Source organism: Chitinophaga sp. CC14, from assembly GCF_048957795.1.
Lineage (GTDB): Bacteria > Bacteroidota > Bacteroidia > Chitinophagales > Chitinophagaceae > Chitinophaga > Chitinophaga ginsengisegetis.
The window spans coordinates 724,399-748,721 of sequence record NZ_JARBFY010000005.1 but is presented as its reverse complement, the minus strand read 5'-3'; the positions used below and the strand labels follow the sequence as shown (position 1 = coordinate 748,721).

The 24,323-nt window shown below is 46.4% G+C and carries 2 protein-coding genes; both read left to right on the top strand.

Annotation, left to right across the window (positions count from 1 at the left end; genetic code table 11):
* The first annotated feature begins 47 nt into the window (after positions 1-47).
* On the top strand, positions 48-19,673 hold the full coding sequence (locus PV783_RS22555; RefSeq protein WP_420989665.1) for an amino acid adenylation domain-containing protein: 19,626 nt from the start codon (positions 48-50) through the stop codon (positions 19,671-19,673).
* Entirely contained in the window at positions 19,670-24,298 is a 4,629-nt protein-coding gene (locus PV783_RS22550; protein ID WP_420989664.1) for an amino acid adenylation domain-containing protein, read from the top strand. Before PV783_RS22555 ends, PV783_RS22550 begins: the two co-directional genes overlap by 4 nt.
* The last annotated feature ends 25 nt before the right edge of the window (positions 24,299-24,323 follow it).

The following is a 24,323-nucleotide window of genomic DNA, read 5'->3' as shown; positions in this document are numbered from 1 at the left end:
TTACCGGTTATTTCTTCAAAAATATTACCCACTTAAATCTTATTCCCTTGAAAAAGAAGCTTGAGAAATCAAATGTGCAGGAGATCAGCGAGCTTAGTATGGTCCAGAAAGGCATGTTGTATCATTATTTGAAGGAAGCAGATTATAATCTTTACAATGTCCAGATATCCTTTGCGGTATCGGGACCGCTCGATATGAACATCCTGAGACGGGCATTCTCCCTGGTACAATCGGAGAATGATGTATTGAGATCTGTGTTCAGATGGGAGGAAATAAAGGCTCCTATACAGGTAATTCTGAAGTCCTGTGATCTCGACATTAAATATTACGACTACTCAAAAGAGAGCCCTGAGACAGCTGCGGGTATAATCATGCGGGAGCTGTTGAACGATCAGCAGAAGAAATTTGATCTGACAGCATTACCCCTGCGGGTTAGTGTATTTCAGAAAGCAGCGGAGGATTTCATCATTGTCATCACACATCATCATATTTTGTACGATGGATGGAGTACGGCAATAGTGATAAAAGATTTGCTCCGGTATTATAATAGCCTTAATAAAGGGGCTACGCCTGAACAAACTGATAAACCTGCCTTTGGCGCTGTTTATGCGGATAGCTGGCAACGGGTGGATCACGAGGCGTCGGAAAATTACTGGAAGAACTACCTGGAGGGATATGAAATTGGACACCCTTTGTCGGACGCTGCTAACCAGGGAGAACTGTCGCAGGATGTCAGCAAGCTGAGGATCAATAAAAACCTGGATGGCCTTGATGAATTTGTGAAAAAGAATAAAGTTACCAAAGCGGCAGTTATTTATACCGCTTATGGTCTGCTGCTGCAACAGTATGGTAATACAAATGATGTGGTGTTTGGAACGACCGTATCTAACAGGAACCCCTTTGTGCAGGGAAGCCAGGCGATAGTGGGAAATTTTATCAATTCTATTCCAATCAGGGTTCATATTGATGAGCGGATAACGCTCGGAGAGCTGGTAAAAAGTGTGAATACGGGATTGATAGAGAGAAGTCAATTTCATCATTCATCTTTGCATGAAATTAACCAGGCAGTTGGCATCACCGCAAATGAGAGCCTGTTTCAGTCGAGTATCGGCTTTGAAAATTATCCGGTTGATCAGCATATTCTCGACAGCGTAGATGGATTAAATATCAAGCTGCATGGCTATTATGAGAATACAAACCTGCCGCTGTCTATCCAGGTATTTACCGATGAGGCATTGGTGATCGACTTCAACTATAAGAGCAGTATTTTTTCAGCGGACTATATAGAGAGATTTTCAGGCTACTTCATTCATCTTATCGGGGATGTGCTAACTTACCCGGATAGGCTTGTCAGTGAGGTATTGCTGTTAAACGCGGCTGAAAAGGATGTCATCCTGTATGCCTTTAACGATACAAAGTCCGGTATACCACCTTATCAGTCTGTTATTGAAATGTTTGAGCGGCAGGTGGCTGCTTACCCGGATAATATTGCGGTAGTTTTTGGAGAAACCAGGCTTTCCTATGCCGCATTAAATAAACGGGCCAATCAGGTGGCGGCCGCGGTACTAAATAGTCATCCGGGCCTGGATATCATCGGTTTGCGGGTAGAACCCTCCGTTGAAATGATGATCGGCATGCTCGGGATATTAAAAACCGGGGCTGCCTTTTTGCCTGTCAACCCTGAAACATCCGTATCCAGGCTGAAGAAAATTTGTGAGGAAGCAGGCTGCCGGTTAATATTAACGCAGCAACAACTGTTGGTTGATGTTCCTGTTGGAATTGATCAGCTGACACTGGATCATCCGGACCTGGATAACAGTTCCCCGGAAAACCCGTTAGTGACCATTACGCCTGGTGATCTGCTGTATGTGATATATACTTCAGGAACCAGTGGCATACCTAAGGGCGTGATGATTTCAAATGAGAATGTGATTAATTATGCCACCTGGATCAACAAATTCGCAAAGATAAACCATACCGATAAAACTGCATTGGTAACATCATTTGCATTTGATCTGGGTTATACAGGAATATTTTCCTCCATATTGTCCGGTGCGGAATTGCATATATTGCCTGCGGAAGTTTACATGCAGCCCGCCTTTTTTCTACGGTACCTCCGGGAAAACCATATTACTTACCTGAAGCTGACGCCTTCCCTGTACGGCGCTGTAACAGATCATCCTGATTTTAAAACCGCAACCGGCTTAAGGCTGGTGATACTGGGCGGAGAAAAGATCAGGGTGCGGGCAATAGAACAAACATCCGTACTGCATCCATCCATAGAAATTATCAATCACTACGGACCAACTGAAACAACTATTGGCGCTGTAGCGAGATATGTTCACCGCGATCAGCTGCTGGACTTTAAGAAAGCGCCCACTATTGGAAAACCAATCAGCAATGCCCGGTGCTATATATTGAATCAACACCTTATGCCTGTTCCTATCGGCATGAAAGGAGATTTGTATATCGCAGGAGCAGGCGTGGGCATTGGATATCTGGGGCAACAGGACTTAACTGATGAGCGGTTTATCGCTAATCCTTTTGAAAGCGGTGCCAGAATGTATATGACAGGAGATATTGCCCGGTGGCTGCCGGATGGGAATATTGAATTTTTAGGAAGAAAGGATCACCAGGTAAAAGTAAGAGGATACCGGATAGAGCTGTCAGAAATTGAAACGGCGATGCTGTCGCTTGATGGTGTGGACCAGGTATTGGTAAAGGCCGAAACGCAGGATGACGATACTGTTTTGGTTGCCTATTATCTCTCTGAAAGTCTGTTGAGCGAAGTGGCCATCAAAGATTTTCTTGCTGATGTGTTGCCGGACTATATGATTCCTGCGTTTATTGTTCATCTGACAGCATGGCCTTTAACTGCGAATGGCAAAATCAACATGAATGCCTTGCCTGTGCCGTCTGTAAATCAACTTGGTTATACTGCTCCCGCCACAGAAACAGAAGAAAAATTGATTGAGATCTGGTCTGATATTCTGAAGCGGAATAGGGAGGAGATTGGTATCGATCGTACGTTCACGGAGCTTGGCGGTCACTCCCTGCACATTATAGTGCTGGCGAGCAGGGTTTATAAGGTATTTCAGGTATCTGTTTCCATAAAAGACTTCTTCCAACACCAGACAGTAAGGAGCCTGGCGTTATTACTGGCACAGTCGGAAACCCGTAAGCATATAGATATTCAAAAGGCGCCAGTGCAGGAATATTATAAGCTTTCATCCGGGCAAAACCGCCTTTATTTCTTATATCAGTATGATAAGCATTCCATTGCTTACAACGGTGGTATTGTGATGATGCTGGAGGGGGCCCTCGACAAACCGAGGATTGAACAGTCATTAAAAGCGCTCGTATCCCGTCATGAAATTTTACGGACCGGTTTTTTTGTAAGAGATGGAGAGCCGGTGCAGCGTGTGTTTCCGGATGTAGCGATGAATTGTGTATATTATAAAGCACGGTTTCCGGATGTGGAGGAGGTGGTAAAAGACTTCATTAAACCATTTGATCTTGAAAATCCACCATTGATCAGGGTGGGTATTATTGAGTTGTCAGAGAAGGAGCATATCCTGATGGTAGATACCCATCATATTGTTAGTGACGGTGTTTCCCAGCAGGTGCTTTTTGATGAGTTTATGTCCTTGTATAACGGGGTGCACCTTCCCGAACTAAAACGTCAGTATAAAGATTTTGCAGTTTGGCAGGCCGGCGAAGTGCAACAGCGCCAGATGCGTACCCAGCGGGACTTCTGGTTGAAGGAGTTTTCAGAACCGCCTCAGCAGCTGGATTTGCCGGCAGATTTTCCAAGACCTGTAATTAACAGCTTTAACGGACATGCGGTTGATTTTTCTATCCCCGTCCGGGAAACACAGCAATTAAAATCAATAGCAGAAAAGGCCGGCGCTACCATGTATATGGCAGTAATGTCCGTCTTTAACATCTTTTTGTGCAAACTAACGGGGGAAGAGGATATTGTTATCGGAACAGGGGTAGCCGGGCGACAGCATGCAGACCTGGAAACGATGGTAGGTATGTTTGTTAATTCATTACCTATACGGAATCATCCTGCAGGCGGCAAATCTTTCAACGGATTTTTGCTGGAAGTGAAAAACAAGATGTTGTCCTGCTTTGATCACCAGGACTATCCATATGAACAGTTAATTGATGATCTCAGTATTGAAAGAAAGACGAACCGCAATCCCTTGTTTGATGTGGCACTTTCTTACGAGAACTACAGAGAAAAGGAGCTGGTACTCCCTGGTCTGAAGATTTCTGTTTTTAAAACAGCACATGCTATCTCAAAATTCGATATTACCCTACGGGCATACGAGAAAGACAATCAGCTATTCTTAAGTTTTGAGTACGCGACAGATCTGTTTAAGGAAGCCACCATAAAAAGGTTTGTGCAATTTTTCACAAATGTAGTATCGGCGGTTACCTCCAATAGCAGCATCAGTATCGCTACGATCCAACTGATTAATCCTGTTGAGCAGCATCAGATCCTGCACGAATTCAACAGTATTGCACCTGCCGGCACACCGGCGGCTACCGTGCTGGAACGGTTTAAGCAACAGGCAGCACAGCATCCGGATGCCGTGGCCATCCGGGATGAAGTAGCTAACCCGATGGAGCTATGGCCTTCTACGGCAGAGTATTTTATTTATGACGACATGTTGTATCATGCGATGACGAACGATATAAGACGAAATGCATGGTATGAAAAGGAGATCAGAAGACATGTGAAAGGAAAGGTGGTGGTGGAAATAGGAACAGGCCCCAATGCTATATTGTCGAGGTTATGCATAGAAGCTGGTGCAGAGAAAGTGTATGCAATAGAAATACTGGAAGAAACCTATAATAAAGCAAAACAGTTTTTAAAGGATGCCGGATTGGATCAAAAAATTCACCTGATTCACGGGGATGCCATGCTGGTGAATTTACCCGAGAAAGCTGATATATGTTTGTCGGAGTTGGTAGGCCCTATAGGGGGCTGCGAAGGCGCCGCCGTAGTGTTGAATAATGCCAGGCGTTTTCTGAAGGAAGACGGTATTATGATCCCCGGCAGAAATCTGACCAGGATTGCACCGGTTAGCTTACCCGGATATTTTATTGATACACCCGGTTTTTCTGATGTTTCTGCTCCTTATGTCCGTAAAACATTTGATTACATTGGCAGAACTGCAGATATAAGGCTTTGTTTGAAGAACTTTTCAAAGGAATATCTTTTATCCGGCGCTGAAACATTTGAGGACCTGGATTTTAACGAAGGAGCGGTAAAACCGGAAGATAGCCATGCTGTGAAATTTTATATCCGGAGGGAGGATACTATACAGGGATTCCTGGTATGGTTAACGATGCCGGGCGCAAATGGGGAAGTACTGGATACACTTGAATATGAGTATTGCTGGCTGCCGGTATTCGTGCCTGTTTTTTACCCCGGGCTTCCGGTTGGCAAGGGCGATATGATTGAGATGGTGATTGACAGGCGGCTGAATGATAACGGAGTTAATCCCGACTTTAGCATCAAAGGTTGTCTGACCAGGACCTCCGGTGAGAAAATTGATTTTGATACTGACTTGCCTCATTTCCCGCAACGTTTCCGTAGTGAACCATTCTACCATAAAATCTTTAATGAAGAGGGCGCCGTTGCAACAACAGGCAACCGGAAGCTGTATGAAAGCATGACCTATAAACGGCTGGATGAGAGGTCTGATCAGGTGGCCGGGGTACTGATGGAGAAAGGGGTATCGCGTGGTGACATTGTAGGCATCCTGCAGGAATGCTCTGCTGCTACAATTGCCAATATACTGGGCGTGATGAAGGTCGCAGCCGTTTACCTGCCGCTGGATCCGCGTTGGCCGGCGGGGAGGATCTGGTCAATCCTGGAAGAGAGTAAACCGGGCTATTGCATTACTGACAGGCCATACCGTGACTTTCTATCCGGAGGCACAGGAGTTATAACAGGCCAGGAACGCCTGCCAGACAGCTTCCTGCCGGATTTTTTATTACAGGATGATTTGTTCATCGAAGGAGATCTGTTTTCCGGTACGCCTGGCCAGGAAGTGCAGGAAAGGGATAATGCTTATATTATTTATACATCCGGATCTACCGGCAGGCCGAAAGGCGTGCTCCTGGGGCATAAAGGTCTGTCTAACCTGGCAACTGTTTTTACAAACGTATTGGCACTCGCTCGCGAAACCAGGTTGCTACAGTTTTCGTCCCTGGGATTTGACGCGTCGGTTGCGGAAATTTTCCCGGTGCTATCTTCCGGAGCTACATTAGTCATCTTCAAAAGATCTGATACTTTTTCTACAGATGTTCTGTATTCAGTGCTGAAAGAACAGGCTATTAATGTTGTTACGCTTCCTCCTTCTGTTTTAAGGGTGCTGCCCGCTGAGGGCCTTCACCAGCTGAGGGCCATCGTTTCTGCAGGAGAGGCATGTGACAGGAAGATTGCATTGCAATGGACCCCTGGGCGGACTTTCCTGAATGCATACGGACCTACGGAATATACAGTTTGTACTTCCGTTCTTGCTATGAAAAATGAGGCGCCGGCGCAGATTACTATTGGAAAGCCGATAGCAAATACCAGGATATTGATCCTTGGATTGAATAATGAATTGCAACCTGTTGGCGTACCGGGAGAACTTTGCATTTCCGGGTATGGACTGGCAAAGGGGTATCTGCATAATGAAAATCTCACGTCGCAGAAGTTTGTGCCAAATCCTTTTTATCCCGGTGAAATGATGTATAGAACAGGGGATTTTGGGATGTGGGATGCTGACGGTAATATCGAATTTCTGGGCAGAACAGATGACCAGGTAAAATTGCGTGGCTTCAGAATAGAACTGGGTGAAATTGAAAACTGCCTGCTGGAACACGAAGAGATTCAGGGAGCAGCGGTGATCATCAGGGACGGGAACGGAACAAAATCACTGATCGCCTATTACGTATCAGCGTCATCCGTTCCCGTAGCTTCGTTGCGTGCTTTCCTGCAACAGCACCTGCCGGATTACATGATCCCTGCCCTGTTTGTACAACTGGAATCTATGCCTTTGACTTCGAGCGGAAAGATCAACAGGCGTGGTTTACCTGATCCTGAAATATCTTCAGCCGGAGAGTTCGTGTCAGCTATTACACCGGAAGAAAAACTGTTATCAGAAATATGGTTAAGTGTACTGGGAATCACAAGGGTAAGTGTAACGGAGAACTTCTTTTCAATGGGAGGTGATTCTATCAAATCCATACAAATCATGTCCCGGCTTCGTTCGGCAGGATATGAAACAACGATCAGGGATATCTTCGACAGTCAGACCATCAGGGGATTATCGTTAAAGCTGAGACGTTTATCAACCACCTCTTCCCAAACAGCAGTAACGGGAGACGTTGGACTGACGCCCATCCAGCAATGGTTCTTCCAGAATCCATTTGAACAACGGCATCATTTTAACCAGTCGGTAGTGCTTCACTTCCCCGGCAGGATCGGGACAAACCGTGTGCTTGACATATTCAGGAAGCTGACTGATCATCACGACGCTTTACGCATGGTGTTTGAAGAACAGGGAGGAACAATTGTTCAGCGTAATCTGGGTATTGGTGTGCCGGTGTCCCTGGAAGTAATTGAACTATATAAAAAAGACGACTGGCAGGCGGATTTCATATTACATTGTAATGTCCTTCAGTCAGGTATCAACCTGGCCACAGGCCCGCTGTTGAAGCTTGGATTGTTTTATACGCCGGACGGCAGCCGTCTGGTGGTGATTGTTCATCATCTGGTCATTGATGGTGTTTCCTGGCGGATCCTGTTCGAGGATATTGAAACGCTATATCGTCAAACCGCGCAGGGAGAAACACTATTGCTACCATTGAAGACGGATGCTTTTCAGCAATGGTCTGCTACTTTGTTGCGGTATGCAGAAAGTGATGCCTTCCGTTCGGCCAGTGTGTACTGGTCCCGGATCGATGAGCAGCCTGTCTTCCGGCTGCAGCGGGACCACCCTGTTGGGCCGGGGAGACGCACTTCCTTACGCCGTGAAGCCTTTACCTTAGACAGTAATACTACTGTAAAGTTACTTCAACATGCACAGCACATGCAGGTGAATGATATGTTGTTAGCCGGTCTTTACCTGAGTATGCGCAGGCAGTATGCGATGCCGGTATTACGTGTTGACATGGAAGGACATGGCCGTTCAGATATTGGCGATATGGTCAATGTAAGCCGCACCATAGGCTGGTTTACGACTATTTACCCCGTAGTGCTAACAAGCGATAGCGATGACCTGGGCGTATTGATCCGCGATATCCGGCAAACGCTCAGTAGTGTTCCAAACGGAGGCATCGACTACCTGCTCATGCAACAGCGCAGTTCAGCTCCGGAAAGGCAGGACAAGTACACCGGGATCAGCTTTAACTACCTGGGACAATTCGACAGCGACACCATGGGCAGATCTTATGGTATCTCTTCAGATCCGCACGGAGAAACCATCTCGCCGGAAGAAATACGGTTGTATGATTGGGACATCATCGCGATGATCAGCTCTGGTCAGTTGCAGGTACAGCTGAATTATAGCACGTCACAGTATCGTCCGGATACAATAGCCGCGTTCATGGATGTATACAGGGAGTGTTTGAGTGAAGTCATTGATTACTGCACCTCGGGAAAGAAGGTGTTACTGAGCCCTTCTGATCTCACCTGGAAAAGCATCCCGGTAAGTTTGCTGGATGAGTTACAGGAACAACAGGAGGTGGAAGACATATACCCGCTGTCTCCCACACAGGAGGGACTTTTATTTCACGCTTTGCTGGATAAAGAGTCCGATCATTACTTTGAACAGATGCTTATCCATATGGATGGCGAACTGGATATTGCAGCGGTTGAATCGGCCATGAATGTGCTGGTCGCACGTTATGCTGTACTGCGGACGCGGTTTGTGCATGATCGTTACCATCGCCCGCTGCAAGTAGTATTAAAGAGTGGAAAAATCGACTTCCAATATCACGACGTTCGTGAAGAATGCCTGGAATCAGGCAGAAAGCAGGTGCTGGAAGCTTACCGGCATCTTGACAGGCGCCAACCCTTCCTGTTAGAGGAAGGCAGGTTAATGCGGCTGACAGTTCTCCAAACGGGGCACAGGGAGTATGAGCTTTTATGGAGTCATCACCACATACTGATGGATGGTTGGTGTATTGGTATTATCGTCAGGGATTTTAAAGAAGTTTATACCAGGATGTTGTCAGGTGAATCCATCTCAATGGGTATGGTAACGCCATATTCCCGGTATATAGAGTGGTTAGAGAGGAGAAACAAAAATGAATCGGCCGCCTATTGGAAGGAGTATCTCCGGGGATATACCCAACAGGCAGATTTGCCTGGGAAAGCGTTGCGTATTTCAGAGAATTCATCCTATACTATCGTTACACATCAGGCGCCTATCAGTGCGGAGCTGACAAGATCCATTGAATCACTTTCCGCAAAAATAGGGGTAACCATTAATACCATATTTAAAGTAGCCTGGGGAGTAATGCTCGGTCGCTATTGTAATTTGGACGATGTTGTATTTGGTACGGTCGTATCCGGCCGCCCCGGTGAAATTGCCGGCGTGGAATCTATGGTCGGTTTATTTATTAATACTGTGCCGGTACGAATCATACTGGATAATGCAGCGGTAGTGGAAGAACTACTAAAAGATACACAGCAGCAGGACCTGGTGGCGAATTTGCACCATTATTACCCGTTGTCAGAAATACAGGGCGCAAATGAATTGGGCAGCCGTTTGTTCACCCACATTATGGCCTTCGAAAATTACCCGCTTGATGAAGACGTGAAAAATATCAGTGATGGACTCAGCATCACAGCGGTAGAAACATACGAGAAAACGAACTATGACCTTTGGGTAACGATATATCCCGGCAAAGACATCCTGCTGAAAATCAGTTATAATAGTAACGCATATGCTGATGAGATGATCAGAAATATGTTGCACCATTTACAACAGGTACTTAGCCGGATGGTAGCTGCGCCTGCATTAACCCTATCCGGAATCGAGCTGCTTTCTGAATTGGAGAAAGCAGCACTGGTAGATAGCCTGGACTATACCAACAGCCACTACCCTGCAGATAAAACGATACTTGACCTGTTTGATGAACAGGTAACAAAATGGCCGGGGAATACAGCCGTACAATATGAAGGCGTCGCTATTACCTATGCACAGCTGGATGAACAGGCCGGTCAGGTGGCCGCGCAGCTAACGGCACGTGGAGTGAAACCGGATGCCGTAGTAGGTCTTTTGATGGACCGTTCGATAGAGATGGTAGTAGGCATGCTGGGTATCCTGAAAGCCGGTGGCGCCTATTTGCCGGTTGATATTACCTATCCGGAAGAAAGGAGGAATTATCTGCTGGATAATAGTCAGACCCGGTTGGTACTGACAACAAATGAATTTGCCGGCCTGGTAAAGCCTGGTATACCGGTGGCACTGATAGAAGACAGGGAGCCGTTCAACGGTGTTTTGCCTGACAAGCCGTTACCATCGAACTTATGTTATGTAATTTATACCTCAGGAACAACAGGTAATCCCAAAGGAGTGATGGTAGAACATCGTAATGTAGTGCGGTTGCTCTGCAACGACGATTTCCAGTTTTCCTTTGGTCCCGCAGATATTTGGACGATGTTCCATAGCCATTGCTTTGATTTCAGTGTATGGGAGATTTTTGGGGCATTGTTAACAGGAGGTAAGGTGATTATCGTTCCGAAGATGACAGCCCGTGATACGGGTTTGTATCTTAAATTATTGCGGGAAGAAGGGGTAACGGTGTTGAATCAGACGCCCAGTGCTTTTTATAATCTTTTGCAATTGTCTGTAACGGGTCTGTCTTTACGCTATGTTATTTTCGGGGGAGAAGCACTGAGCCCGGGGAAATTGCATTCGTGGCGGGAGATGTATCCTGGTGTTAAGCTGATTAACATGTACGGGATTACAGAAACGACGGTGCATGTTACCTATAAAGAGATCACAGAAAAAGAGATCGGCAGTAATATCAGCAACATCGGCAAACCTATCCCTACTTTATCAGTTTACCTGCTGGATGAGCATCAGCGGCTGGTTCCGGCAGGCATTACCGGAGAGTTATACGTAGGCGGATCTGGCGTTTCGCGGGGGTACCTGGGTAACGAAGCGTTAACATCTGCAAAGTTTGTCCAGGATCCGTATAAAACCGGTGGTCGGCTTTACCGCACCGGCGACCTTGGCCGTCAGCTGCCGGGTGGTGAAATTGAATACCTTGGCAGGAAAGACCACCAGGTACAGTTACGGGGTTTCCGTATAGAGCTGGGCGAAATAGCGTATGCCTTATCAGGTAACAGCCGTATTGGCGAAGTGGTGGTGGAAGCCCGTGAAAAGGAAGATGACAAATACCTGGTGGCCTATTATACTGCTGAGGAGGAAATAAGCAGTACCGCATTGCACACCTACCTGTTGGAGAAAATACCGGACTACATGGTCCCTTCTTACTTTGTTTACCTGGATCACTTCCCGCTAACCTCGAACGGCAAGCTTGACAAAGCAGCGTTACCCGTGCCGGGGGCTGGAAAACAGGATGGCAGTACTTCACCCGAAACAGAAAGTGAGAAAATAATGCTGGATGCGTGGGAAGAAGTACTTGGTACGCGTGCCATCTCTTTAACAGATAATTTCTTTGCTATAGGGGGCGATTCCATCAAGGCGATAAGGCTGCTGCCTGCCATCAGGAAACGGGCCGCCACGGGTATCGGGTTAATCGACATATTTGAATGTCCTACAATCTCCCTGTTGGCTAAACGGTTGGAAACAAAGCAGCAGGAGCCTCTTGCTGTTGCTGCTGCCAGCCAGGTTATGCAGGAGCTGGATGAGCTGAATGCCAGGTTTATGGACCGTGAAAATGTAGCGGAAGTTTTTCCGATGAGTGATATCGAAAAAGGAATGATCTATCATTCTCTGTCTGCCAGTGAAGGCGCTTTGTATCATGATCAGAGTACATTCAATGTTCGCTATATCTCATTCAATACGGATTTGTTTCAGCGTGCCTTGCAGTTGATGGTTGAAAAGCATGGAGTGCTCCGGGCTGCCTTCAATATGAGTGATTATGAAGTGCCGTTGCATGTTGTGTACAAACACATTGATGCAGCTATCCGTTTCTCTGATATCTCACACCTGGAAAAAAATGAGCAGCAATCCACTGTAATTGAATTTATGGCGTCCGACAGGCAGGCGCCCTTCAATTATGAACAACCTCCTCTCTGGAGAATGAATATTTTCAGGTTGTCTTCCGAAAATTATTTCCTGGTATGGGTATGTCACCATTCGATTATGGATGGATGGAGTGTTGCCTCATTCATGACGGAACTCAATAACACTTATCTGAAATTATTGGCGGACCGCTCATTCCGCCCGGCAGCCATCAACGTTTCCTATAAACATTATGTGATACAGGAACTGCTTGCCAAACGTAATAAGGCGATATCCCAGTACTGGCAGGAGGAATTGCATGACGTCGCCAAACAGGAACTGGCGGATACAGGGCATGTAAAACGGCATAGTGTAGGACAGGAACAGCAACGGCTTTCAGGCGAGCTATATGAAAGACTGACCTTCTTTTCCAGGGATAAAGGGATTGGTATAAAAACAATCCTGGTGTCGGCTTACCTGGCCGTCCTGAAGATGTTTACTTATAACGACGAGGTAATTGTAGGGCTGGTATCCAGCAACCGGCCCGCGGAAGAAGGCGGAGACCAGGTACTGGGCTGCTTCCTGAATACAGTGCCTTACAGGTTCAGGTTCCCCAATGAGCTTTCCTGGAACGGATTGCTGCAGCTGGTCGATAAAAAGATGACTGATGTTGGCAGGTATCAGCAGTTGTCATTATTTGATATACTTAAACTCATTGACCGCGCAGGATTTAATGAAAACCCGCTATTTGATTCGATCTTCAATTATGTGGATTTCCATATTTACAATGAGGCTTTATACGAGACTGACAGGAATGCTCCCGCAGCGATATCCGCCGACCTGGATATCAAATCTTATGCAGTTACAAATACCGATCTCGATTTTAACATCAGTACCAGGAATGGGAATTTTGAAATCAGCATAAACTACTCGACACAGAAATTCAAACAAACCTTTATTCAACGGTTCATTCAATATTTTGAAAGCGCACTGAATAATATTGTAACGTCTCCCCAGTCCCTGGTAATTACAGGCAACCTGATGAATCAAACGGAAACAGACCAGTTGCTGGTTGAATTCAATGATTCCGCTGTTGACATTGATCAGGAAGAAAATATTATTTCACTGTTCGAAAAACAGGTCGCAAAAACGCCGGATAATATTGCAGTCACATCTGGTAACATAGCCGTGACATACCTTGAACTAATGCACAAAGCCCGTCGGATCGGACTGTGCCTGAATAAAGAGCATGGTATTGGCGTAAATCAGGTGGTAGGGGTACTGATGCAAAAATCGGAACGCCTGGTGTTTACTATCATGGGAATTCTACGGTCGGGCGCCTGCTATCTTCCGATTGATCCAAAAACACCTGTTGAAAGGATCAGGTTTATGGCCAGGGATAGCAAAATGAAAGTACTGATTACTGATATTCCGGAAGAAGGCGTATATAGCATAACTGATACAAACATTTTGCGGTATGATGCACTGGAACAAAGCATAAAGGATGTTTCTGTGACCGGGACTTTCCCACGGGCTTCTGCCGACGATCTGTTTTACGTGATTTATACTTCGGGGTCTACCGGAAACCCGAAAGGTGCCGCCATTAAAAATATTTCGTTCCTAAATCTGGTGAACTGGTATGTGAGGGCGCTGGATACAACCACAACGGATAACTTTCTGCTGATAGCCCCAATCGCTTTTGACCTGGCACAGAAGAACTTTTTCGCACCTTTAGTAACAGGAGCGAGGTTGACTTTGGCGGAGGAGATACAGCATGATTATCTTAAAATGTCAGCTACAATAGCGGCTGAAAAAGTAACCGTGGTAAATTGTGCGCCTGCAGCCTTTTATCCTTTACTGGAAGAATGTGCTCCCGATGAATATGATCGCCTCAAACACATCAGATATGTTGTATTAGGAGGAGAGAATATCAATATGGGTGCTTTTGCCGGCTGGATAAAATCCGGCCACTTCCAGGCAAAGGTCATGAACTCTTACGGCCCTACCGAATGTACGGATGTAGTGTCCTACTATGTAGTGGAAGATTATGATGTACAGAAGAATCACATTATACCGATCGGGAAGCCGGTAGACAATACCCTGTTATACATACTGGATAGTCGTCAACAGTTGCAACCGCCTGGCGTAAAAGGAGAAATTTGTATTGCAGGTATCGGTGTGTCAAAAGGATACCTGAATAATAACGATCTGACCAGCACGAAATTTTTACCCGATACCATCAGCGGGTCGGGATTAATGTATAGAACAGGCGATTTTGGCGTGTGGCTGCCTGATGGTAACATCGAGTTCCTGGGCAGAATAGACAACCAGATAAAGTTGCGTGGGTTCAGAATAGAACTGGGTGAAATCGAGAACTGCCTGCTGGAACATGAACAGGTTCAGGGAGCGGCGGTAATTATCAGGGAATTGAATGGAACAAAATCCCTGATTGCGTATTACGTATCGGCTTCACCTGTTCCCGCGGCTTCATTGCGTACTTTCCTGCAGCAACGGCTGCCGGATTATATGATTCCTGCCTTGTTTGTGCAACTGGAATCCATGCCTTTAACTCCGAACGGAAAAATAAACAGGCGTGGTTTGCCTGATCCTGAAGTTTCATCATCAGGAGCTTTTTTACCAGCCGTTACGCCGGAAGAGAAACTGCTGTCAGAAATATGGTTAAGTGTACTGGGCATCGCGCAGGTAAGCGTTACCGACAACTTCTTTTCATTGGGTGGCGATTCTATCAAATCCATACAAATTACCTCGCGTCTTCGTTCCGCAGGATATGAAACAACAATCAGGGATATCTTCAGTAGTCAGACTATCCGTGAGTTGTCGTTGAAACTGAGACGTTTGTCCGCTATCTCTTCTCAGGCAGCGGTATCCGGGAAAGTTGGGTTGACGCCGATCCAGCAATGGTTCTTCGATAGTCCGCTGGAACAAAAGCATCACTTTAACCAGTCGGTGGTGCTTCACTTCCCGGAACAGCTGGCCGCAGACCGGGTGCTTAAAATATTCAGGAAGCTGATGGATCATCATGATGCATTGCGTATGGTGTTTGAAGAACAAGAGGGTACAGTGGTTCAGCGCAACCAGGGTACTGGTATGCCAGTATCACTGGAGGTGGTTGACCTGTACAGGAAAGATGACTGGCAGGCCGATTTCATATCACATTGTAATGCCCTTCAATCGGGTATCAACCTTGTCACGGGCCCATTGTTAAAGCTCGGGCTGTTTCATGTACCGGACGGCAGCCGCCTGGTGTTGATTATTCATCACCTGGTAATCGATGGTGTTTCCTGGCGGATACTGTTCGAGGATATCGAAACATTATATCGTCAGGCTGCGCAGGGGGAGACCTTATCACTACCGTTGAAGACGGACGCCTTTCAGCAATGGTCCGCTGCTTTGTTGCAGTATGCGGAAAGTGAGGTCTTCCGGTCAGCCTGCAGGCATTGGTTCCGGATCGATGAACAACCAGTCTTCCATTTACCTAAAGATTATCCAGGTGGCCGGGGAATACAGGCATCCATACATCGTGAGGTTTTTGCCTTAGACAGCAACATTACCATGAAGCTAATACACCATGCGCAACATTTGCAGGTAAATGATATATTGTTAGCCGCTCTTTACCTGAGTATGCGCCGGCAGTATGCGGCGCCGGTACTACGCATTGACATGGAAGGTCACGGCCGTTCGGATATTGGTGGTACGGTCAATGTGAGCCGCACTATAGGCTGGTTTACGAGTATCTACCCCGTAGTACTAACCAGCAACAGCGATAACCTGGGTGTACTGATCCGCGATATCCGGGAAACACTCAGAAATGTTCCGAACGGAGGAATGGACTATCTGCTCATGCAGCAGTGCAGGCCAGGTCCGGAAGGGCAGGAGAAAGGCGGCGGAATCACGTTTAACTACCTGGGCCAGTTCGATAGTGATATTGCGGGCAGATCTTATAAGATATCTTCGGATCCTCACGGACAAACGATCTCGCCGGAAGATGTGCGATTGTATGATTGGGATATTGTTGCAATGATCAGCTCCGGCCAGTTACAGGTACAGCTGAACTATAGCACATCACAGTACCGTCCGGATACGATAAGCTCGTTCATGAATGCGTACAGGGAATGCTTAGGTGAGATAATTGATTACTGCGGCTCCGGACAAAGGCTATTACTGTGTCCTTCGGAACTTACCTGCAAGAGTATCCCGGCAGGTCTGCTGGACGAACTACAGGAGCAGCAGGAGGTGGAAGATATTTATCCGCTGTCTCCCACACAGGAAGGAATTTTGTTTCACTCGTTATTAAATCCTGATGCAGAGGATTATCATGGTCAAACTGTTATTCATATTGAAGGTGAGCTGGAAATTGCTGCGGTTGAATCGGCCATGAATGTGCTGGTCGCACGTTACGCAGTGCTACGGACACAGTTTTTACATGACCGGTACCATCGCCCGCTGCAGGTAGTACTAAAAGAAAGGAAGATGGACTTCCATTATCACGACGTGCAGGATGAATGCCTGGAATCGGGCAGGGAGCAGGTTGTGGAAGCCTACCGGAACCACGACAGGTTGAAACCTTTCCTGTTGCAGAAAGATATGCTGATGCGACTGACCGTGCTCCAAACTGGTTACAGGAAATATGAATTGATATGGAGTCACCATCATATACTGATGGATGGCTGGTGTATTGGTATTATCGTAAAGGACTTCAACGAAATTTATACGAAGCTGCAATTAAGTGAATGCCTTATCAATGCTGCTGTTAAACCATATTCCCGGTATATAGACTGGCTGGAGAGCAGAGACAGGAACGAATCTGCACATTACTGGAAAACTTACCTGGAAGGATACGATCTGCTGGCATGTTTACCTGAAAAAGAAATTGCTGCCGGTGAAATGGTGCAGGGCAGTCATCTGATCAGTGAGTTAAAGCTGCCACAGGAAGTGGTCGCATCACTGGCGAAGGTTTCGGCCGGATATGGTGTAACAATTAACACCATTATAAGAGTGGCATGGGGTATCCTGCTTGCCCGCTTTAACAATGTAAAAGATGTCGTTTATGGCGCGGTGGTTTCAGGTCGCCCTGCGGAGATTGAAGGGGTGGAAACCATGGTTGGATTATTTATTAATACAGTCCCTGTCAGGCTTAAATTAGACCAGGACTGCAGTTTGAGCGAATTGCTGAAGGTAGCGCAGGAGGACGACCTCCGGAGCGAGCAGTATCACTACCATTCCTTATCAGAACTTCAGTCTTTCAGTAAGTTGGGCAGAAAACTGATAGATCATATCATGGTATTTGAAAATTATCCTGTTGCCAGGCAGCTGGAAGACATGTCAGCTGCAGAGAAGGACGGGAAAGGCTTTGATATCATCTCCGCAGCCTATAATGTCAAAACCAATTATAACCTTATTGTACGCATACTGCCGCAAAATGACTTTACCATACAACTCGATTTTAACCAGCACAGGTACGATCAGGCTACTATTGACCAGGTGCTCAGTGGGCTGGAACATATTATTCACAGTATCGCTACCCGTCCGTTGTCCGCTCTGAGCAGTATCAGTGTGTTCGATGAGGCGGCTGAGGCCGCGATGAAAGCAACGTTTTCAGCTGACATAGAAGTAGCGCATGGCAGGATGACCATACAGGAACGACTCCACACATCATTCCGTCAACATGCCCTGAACGATGCGGTAGTATATAACGGCGTTGCGCATTCCTATGCGGAAATGGAATCAACCATCAACAGAATCGCCAATGCTATTTCGTCGTTGAGGTTAGCGCCCGGTTCATTTGTGGGTGTTTTTTGCCGGAATAAATACCTGCAGGTATGTTCGATGGTAGCACTCTTAAAAGCCAGGCTGGCATTTGTACCACTGGATCCGGCTTTGCCGGATCACCGGCTGGCTGCAATGGTGAACAGTGTGCAAATGAAATTGATCCTCACTGATCAGGAATCAGAGGTGGTAGCGCAGTTACCTTTTGCCGGCTGCCCGGAGTGGCTGTCTGTTACCGGAGAGGAAGCTGAGTGTGCTTCTTCACTGTTTGAGCGGGCAAACGATTATACAATAGAGGATATTATATATGCTTACTTTACCTCCGGCACAACCGGTACCCCTAAAGGAGTGGCGGGCAGGAACGGAAGCCTTTCGCATTTCATCGGTTGGGAAATCAGTACATTGAAAGTAGAGCAGTCCTGCAGGATCAGTCAGTTCACCAGTCCGGGATTCGATGCATCCATGAGAGATATTTTCGTGGCGCTTTGTTCCGGTGGTACGCTTTGTATTCCGGATGAAGACGTCTTTGCCGACGGGGATAGCCTCATTGCCTGGATAGAGCGCGAGCGGATAAACCTGATTCATTGTGTTCCCAGTCTTTTCAAACTGATTAGTACAGGCGATCTGTCCGGACCGGTTTTCCGCCAGCTGGAATGGATATTGCTGGCCGGCGAAAAGATTTTACCCTATGAGTTGAGTGACTGGTATGCCAGGTTTGGAGACAGTATTCAGCTGATCAATCTCTATGGTGCTACAGAAACAACACTGGTAAAAGGATTTTATTTTATCAAACCAGCAGACCACCTTGCTTCCTTCATACCTGTAACTGCTATGCCGGGAGCCCAGTTTATGGTATTGGACGATACATTGAACGTTTGTCCGGAAAAAGTAAGGGGAGAAGTATATATACGTACGCCATATAGAACCGCCGGCTACCTCGCGGATACCGGGATATCCAATGCCCTGTTTATACAAAATCCGTTTGCTGTAAGCAACAATGACCTGATATACAGAACAGGGGATATTGGTCGCCTGCATGAAGATGGCAAACTTGAAATTCTGGGTCGTACAGACCAGCAGATTAAAATACGCGGTATACGTATTGAGCCGGATGACCTGAAACATAATATTCTCCGGTATGATGGCATAACAGATGCAGTGGTCATGGTGAGAAGCGACAATGGTGCAGCGCCTTTTTTATGTGCGTATTATGTTACCGGACAGGAAACAGATAAATCAGACCTGAGAAAATATTTAAGCACCCTATTGCCGGGATATATGCTTCCAGCGTACCTGGTTCAACTGGATCGGTTCCCCCTGTCTTCCAACGGAAAGGTGGACCGCAATGCACTGCCTCCTCCTGAAATACAACAAACAATGGATTTTGCAGCGCCTGCAGATGACGTGGAAAGAGCGCTGGTGATCATATGGGCAGAAGTGCTGAAACTGGATGAGCAACAGATAGGGGTAAGAACAAGCTTTTTTGAGCTTGGAGGACATTCTTTGAAAGCAATTACCATGTTAAACAGGCTGAATAAAACTTTGGGGGTACGGATTGCGCTAAAAGAAGTTTTTGTCAGACAAACCATAGCAGAGCTTGCATCTTATATTGGCACCATACTGCCGGCCGAACATGCGTTCGAAGGCGATGATGACGTAATTGAAATATCGTTATGAGAATAGATGAGTACATTACCCGGTTAAGAAAAGAGAATAACATTGTAATTTCTGTTGCTGATAACGATGTAAAAGTTCGTGGCGATAAGGCGGCCCTTACACAGGAAATTATTGCATCTATCAGGCGCCGGAAGCCAGAGATACTTGACTTTTTCAGTTCAGTACGTTCAGGTGAGGTGGCGCCTCCTGTTCGCATAATGTCCGGTACCGGCTGTTACCGGCTGTCGGCTGTTCAGAAACGGCTTTATTTTCTCCATGAAATGAACAGGACGTCCCTTGCTTACAATATGCCGCAGGGCGTTAGGATTGTGGGTACATTAGATGTGCTGAAGCTGGAGGATAGCTTCAGGCAGCTGATTGACAGGCATGAAGCTTTACGGACACAATTTGACGTGGTGGATGGAGAAATAGTGCAAAGTGTGTTGGCGGCACCCGTTTTTTCCATAGAACACTATAAGCAGGAGCACAACGATATGCAGACAAAGGTACAGGGATTTATCCGGCCCTTCGACCTGAAGCATGCCCCTCTTATCAGGGTGGGGCTTTTTGAATCTGAGGTGGAAAAAATACTGATTGTAGATATTCATCACATCATTTCTGATGGAATATCCAACAGTGTGCTTATGCAGGAATTCCTCTCCCTGTATAATGATCAGCTGCTGCCCGGGGTGAGATTGCAGTATAAAGATTATGCGGAATGGCAACAGAATAAGATAAAGGAAGAGCAAGTACAGCAGCAGCGGGTGTTCTGGAGTAATAAATTTTCGCCCGTTCCCCCGGTGATCGATCTGCCGTACAATTTTTCAAGACCGCTTCATAAGACCTATAAAGGAAGCGCAGTCATTTTTCAGTTAGATGAACTGCAGTCGGCCAGGCTGAGGAGTATAGCCAGGGAGGAGCATACTACTATATTCATGCTGCTGCTGGCTGTGTATAATATTCTGCTCAGTAAACTGACGAACCAGGAAGATATCGTAGTAGGTACTCCAACTTCCGGCAGGTTTCACGAAGACGTGGAAAGGACAATTGGCCCCTTTGTCAATACGATTGCATTGAGAAACTTTCCCCGTGAGGATCGCTCTTTCCGGGACTTCCTGCAGGAGATAAAATCAACAGCAATTGAGGCTTTCGATCACCAGGACTGGGATTATGAAATGCTGGTAAGAGACCTGGAGATAGACAGGAGCAGCGGCCGTAATCCCCTGTTTGATGTTTTTATGGCGGTGCAGAACTTTGAACAACAGGAGTTTTCACTGCCAGGGATGAAATTGTCGAGGCTCAAAGCAACAAAGGAAATTTCCAAATTCGATCTCTCTCTATTAGTGACAGAACACCAGTCCATATTTACTTTTGAGTTTGAGTATGCGGCAGATTTATTTGAAAGGCAGACGATTGAAAGATGGGCAGGCTATTTTCAGCAGATAATCAATGAGGTAGTCAATAATGTCAACATCAGCCTGGCAAACATTGAAATGGTTCCCCCTGATGAGCAGCACCTGCTGCTTCACCGGTTTAATGATACCGCCACAGCCTACCCCAATAAGACCATTACCGCGGTATTTGATGAGCAGGTGAGAAAAACGCCGGATAATATTGCGCTTCGTTTTCATAATGGGAGCAATACTTACCAGGAACTCCAGGAAAGAGTTGACAAAACAGCCCGTTACCTGAGTGAAGTAAAAGGTCTGAAGAAAGGAGAGCTGGTTGGGGTAATGATGGATCGCAATGAGTGGCTGATACCGGCTGTATTTGGTATCCTTAAAGCTGGTGGTGTGTATGTTCCGGTTGATCCGGGCCATCCTGCGCAAAGGATAAAATCTGTTTTAAAAGACGCAGGTATTCACATGGTATTGGCCTGGAACCCTTCCGGCGACATGCAATGCAGCAGTGACTACCAGCTGCTGGATCTGAACAGGGTAATTCCTGAGATACTTTCACAACCGGCCGGATTTGAAAATGCGGGGTTATCAGGTCAGGATCTTGCCTATATTATATTTACATCTGGTTCTACCGGAAAACCCAAAGGGGCGATGATTGAACATCATTCAGTTATCAACCGCCTATACTGGATGCAAAAGGAATACCCGCTCCGGGAAGAGAGTGTGCTGCTACAGAAAACGCCGCTGGTATTTGATGTTTCCGTTTGGGAACTCTTCTGGTGGGCATTTACCGGTGCTTCGCTTTGCCTGCTGGAGCCGGGAGCAGAAAAGGAACCCGCGAAAATAGTTGCCGCCATATCCGAAAATGGCGTGACAACCATACATTTTGTTCCATCTATGTTGAGTGCCTTTCTCCCGGTGCTGGATGCCTCATTCGATTTTACCCGCCTGCATACCCTGAAACAGGTATTTTCAAGTGGGGAGGAGTTGAAGGCCGAACATGTTGGCATGTTCCGGGATTCTTTATTCAGGAATTGTGGCAGCTCACTGATTAATTTATACGGTCCTACAGAGGCAACGGTGGACGTTACGCACTACAACTGCACGATGGAGGAAACATCGAAGCCTGTGCCGATAGGTAAGCCCATTGATAACACCAGGCTATATATACTCAGTGCAAATGGTAAACCTGCACCGGTAGGAGTTGCCGGTGAACTGCACATAGCAGGTGCAGGACTGGCCAGGGGATACCTGAATAATCCGGAGCTGACAGATTCAAAATTTATACAGCACCCTGTTATAAAAGGGGAAAGGATTTATAAAACAGGAGACCTTGCAAGATGGACTCCCGATGGTAATGTGGAGTTTTTGTGCAGGATCGATAACCAGGTAAAGGTGAGGGGGATCAGGATAGAACCCGGGGAAATAGAAAATCAACTGCTTTTGCCAGGTATGCTGAAAGAGGTAGCGGTGACCGTAAAAGAAAGAGGAAACGACAAAATCCTGGTAGCTTATTATACTGCAGGAGATCAGATCAATGAAACCCAGTTAAGAGACTTTTTGAAAGGACAGTTGCCTGGTTATATGATCCCGGGGGCTTTCGTACAGCTGGAACAGATGCCGCTGACAGCCAGCGGCAAATTGGACAGGAAGGCTTTGCCGGATCCTGAATTCCTGCCATCAGAAGGCTATGCGCCGCCGGCGAATGCAATGGAGGAAAAAATGATCGTAGTTTGGGCGGATGTTTTGCACCTGGAGAAAAATAATGTGGGGGTGGAAGACAACTTCTTCGCTATCGGCGGACACTCCATTATCGCCCATCGCTTAATTAACGCCATTAACAGTACATTTTCTTCGGTAGTTACTTTAAGGGATATTTTCGAACATCCCACCGTAAGAGAGCTTACCAGCCTTATTGAGAACCATCATAAAAATCTCCTGCCTGCTTTTATAAGAGCCGGTGAAGAACCTTTTTACCCGGCTTCTGCGGCGCAGCGCCGGTTGTATTATGAACAGGTGTCCCGGAGAGACAGCCTTGCTTATAACATCAACAGTGCCTACAAGCTGGAAGGGGAGGTAGATCCTGACAAATTACAGAAGACGTTTGAATACCTGATCCGGCGACATGAGGCATTGAGAACCTGCTTGTTTATTGCAGATGATATAGTGGTTCAACAAGTGGAAGAAGTGGTAACGTTCAGGATTTCCAGGCTGGACGCAGGGAAGTATAACGATGCCGCCGCTGCGTTGGCTGATTTTGTCAAACCGCATGATTTGTCCAGCCCTCCGCTGCTAAGAGTAGGTCTGTTAGAGGACGAAAGACTGGGGAATATTTTGTTGATTGACATACATCATATTGTGTGTGATGGTATTTCGCTTAACATTTTAATGAATGAATTTAAGTTGGCGTATAAGGGTGAAGAACTGAAACATCTCCCCTACAGGTATATCGACTACGCAGTATGGCAGCACGCTGATGGAGGTGCGCATACGGCTCAAAGGGAATTCTGGAAGAGGCAGTTGTCTGGTGAGCTGCGTGCTCCCGATCTGCCGGTGATGATGAACAGGGATAAAGTGACTGTTTACACCGCCGCCAGCAGCGAGCTGGTACTTGATCATGAACTTTATGCCCGGATCAGGGAATTTACTGCCAGTGCAAACGTATCGGAATTTATGTTCCTGCTCTCCGTGTATTATATCCTGTTAGCAAGGGTGTCGGGTAATACCGATATGATAGTCGGGTCTGACGCAATTGGCAGGAACAGACCTGACTTTCGCGATATAGTCGGCACATTTGTAAATGAGCTGCCACTGAGAGTGCAGGTAGAAAGGGAATTACCATATGACAGATTTTTAGCAGCGGTGAAGGATTGCGTTCTAAATGCATTTGACAACCAGGATTTTCAATTTGATGAGATGTTGTCGCTGATAAAAAGAGATAAACATGAAAAGCTTATTCATATTCATTTTTCCTATGCAAACTTTCTTGACAATGAGGTGGAGTTGGATCAGCTGGCGTTCACTACAATAGACACGAGGAAGGAACGGAGACTAACCCAGTACGAACTCAAAGCGGAAGTATACCCCGATAAGGGAGAAGGTATCCGCATTGTATTTGTGTACAGTAGAGAGTTGTATGAACATGCCACTATTCAGATATTTATGCGGTACTACCAGAATATCCTGGTGAATGTTCTCAATAATCCCCATGGTCGTATCCTGGATATAAATATGAAAAAATCCTGAATGTACCTGTTGCCATTTCTATTTA

Excerpts from the sequence above, each read along its gene's own strand:
- PV783_RS22550 (WP_420989664.1), top strand. The coding sequence starts at position 19,670 with ATGAGAATAGATGAGTACATTACCCGGTTAAGAAAAGAGAATAACATT.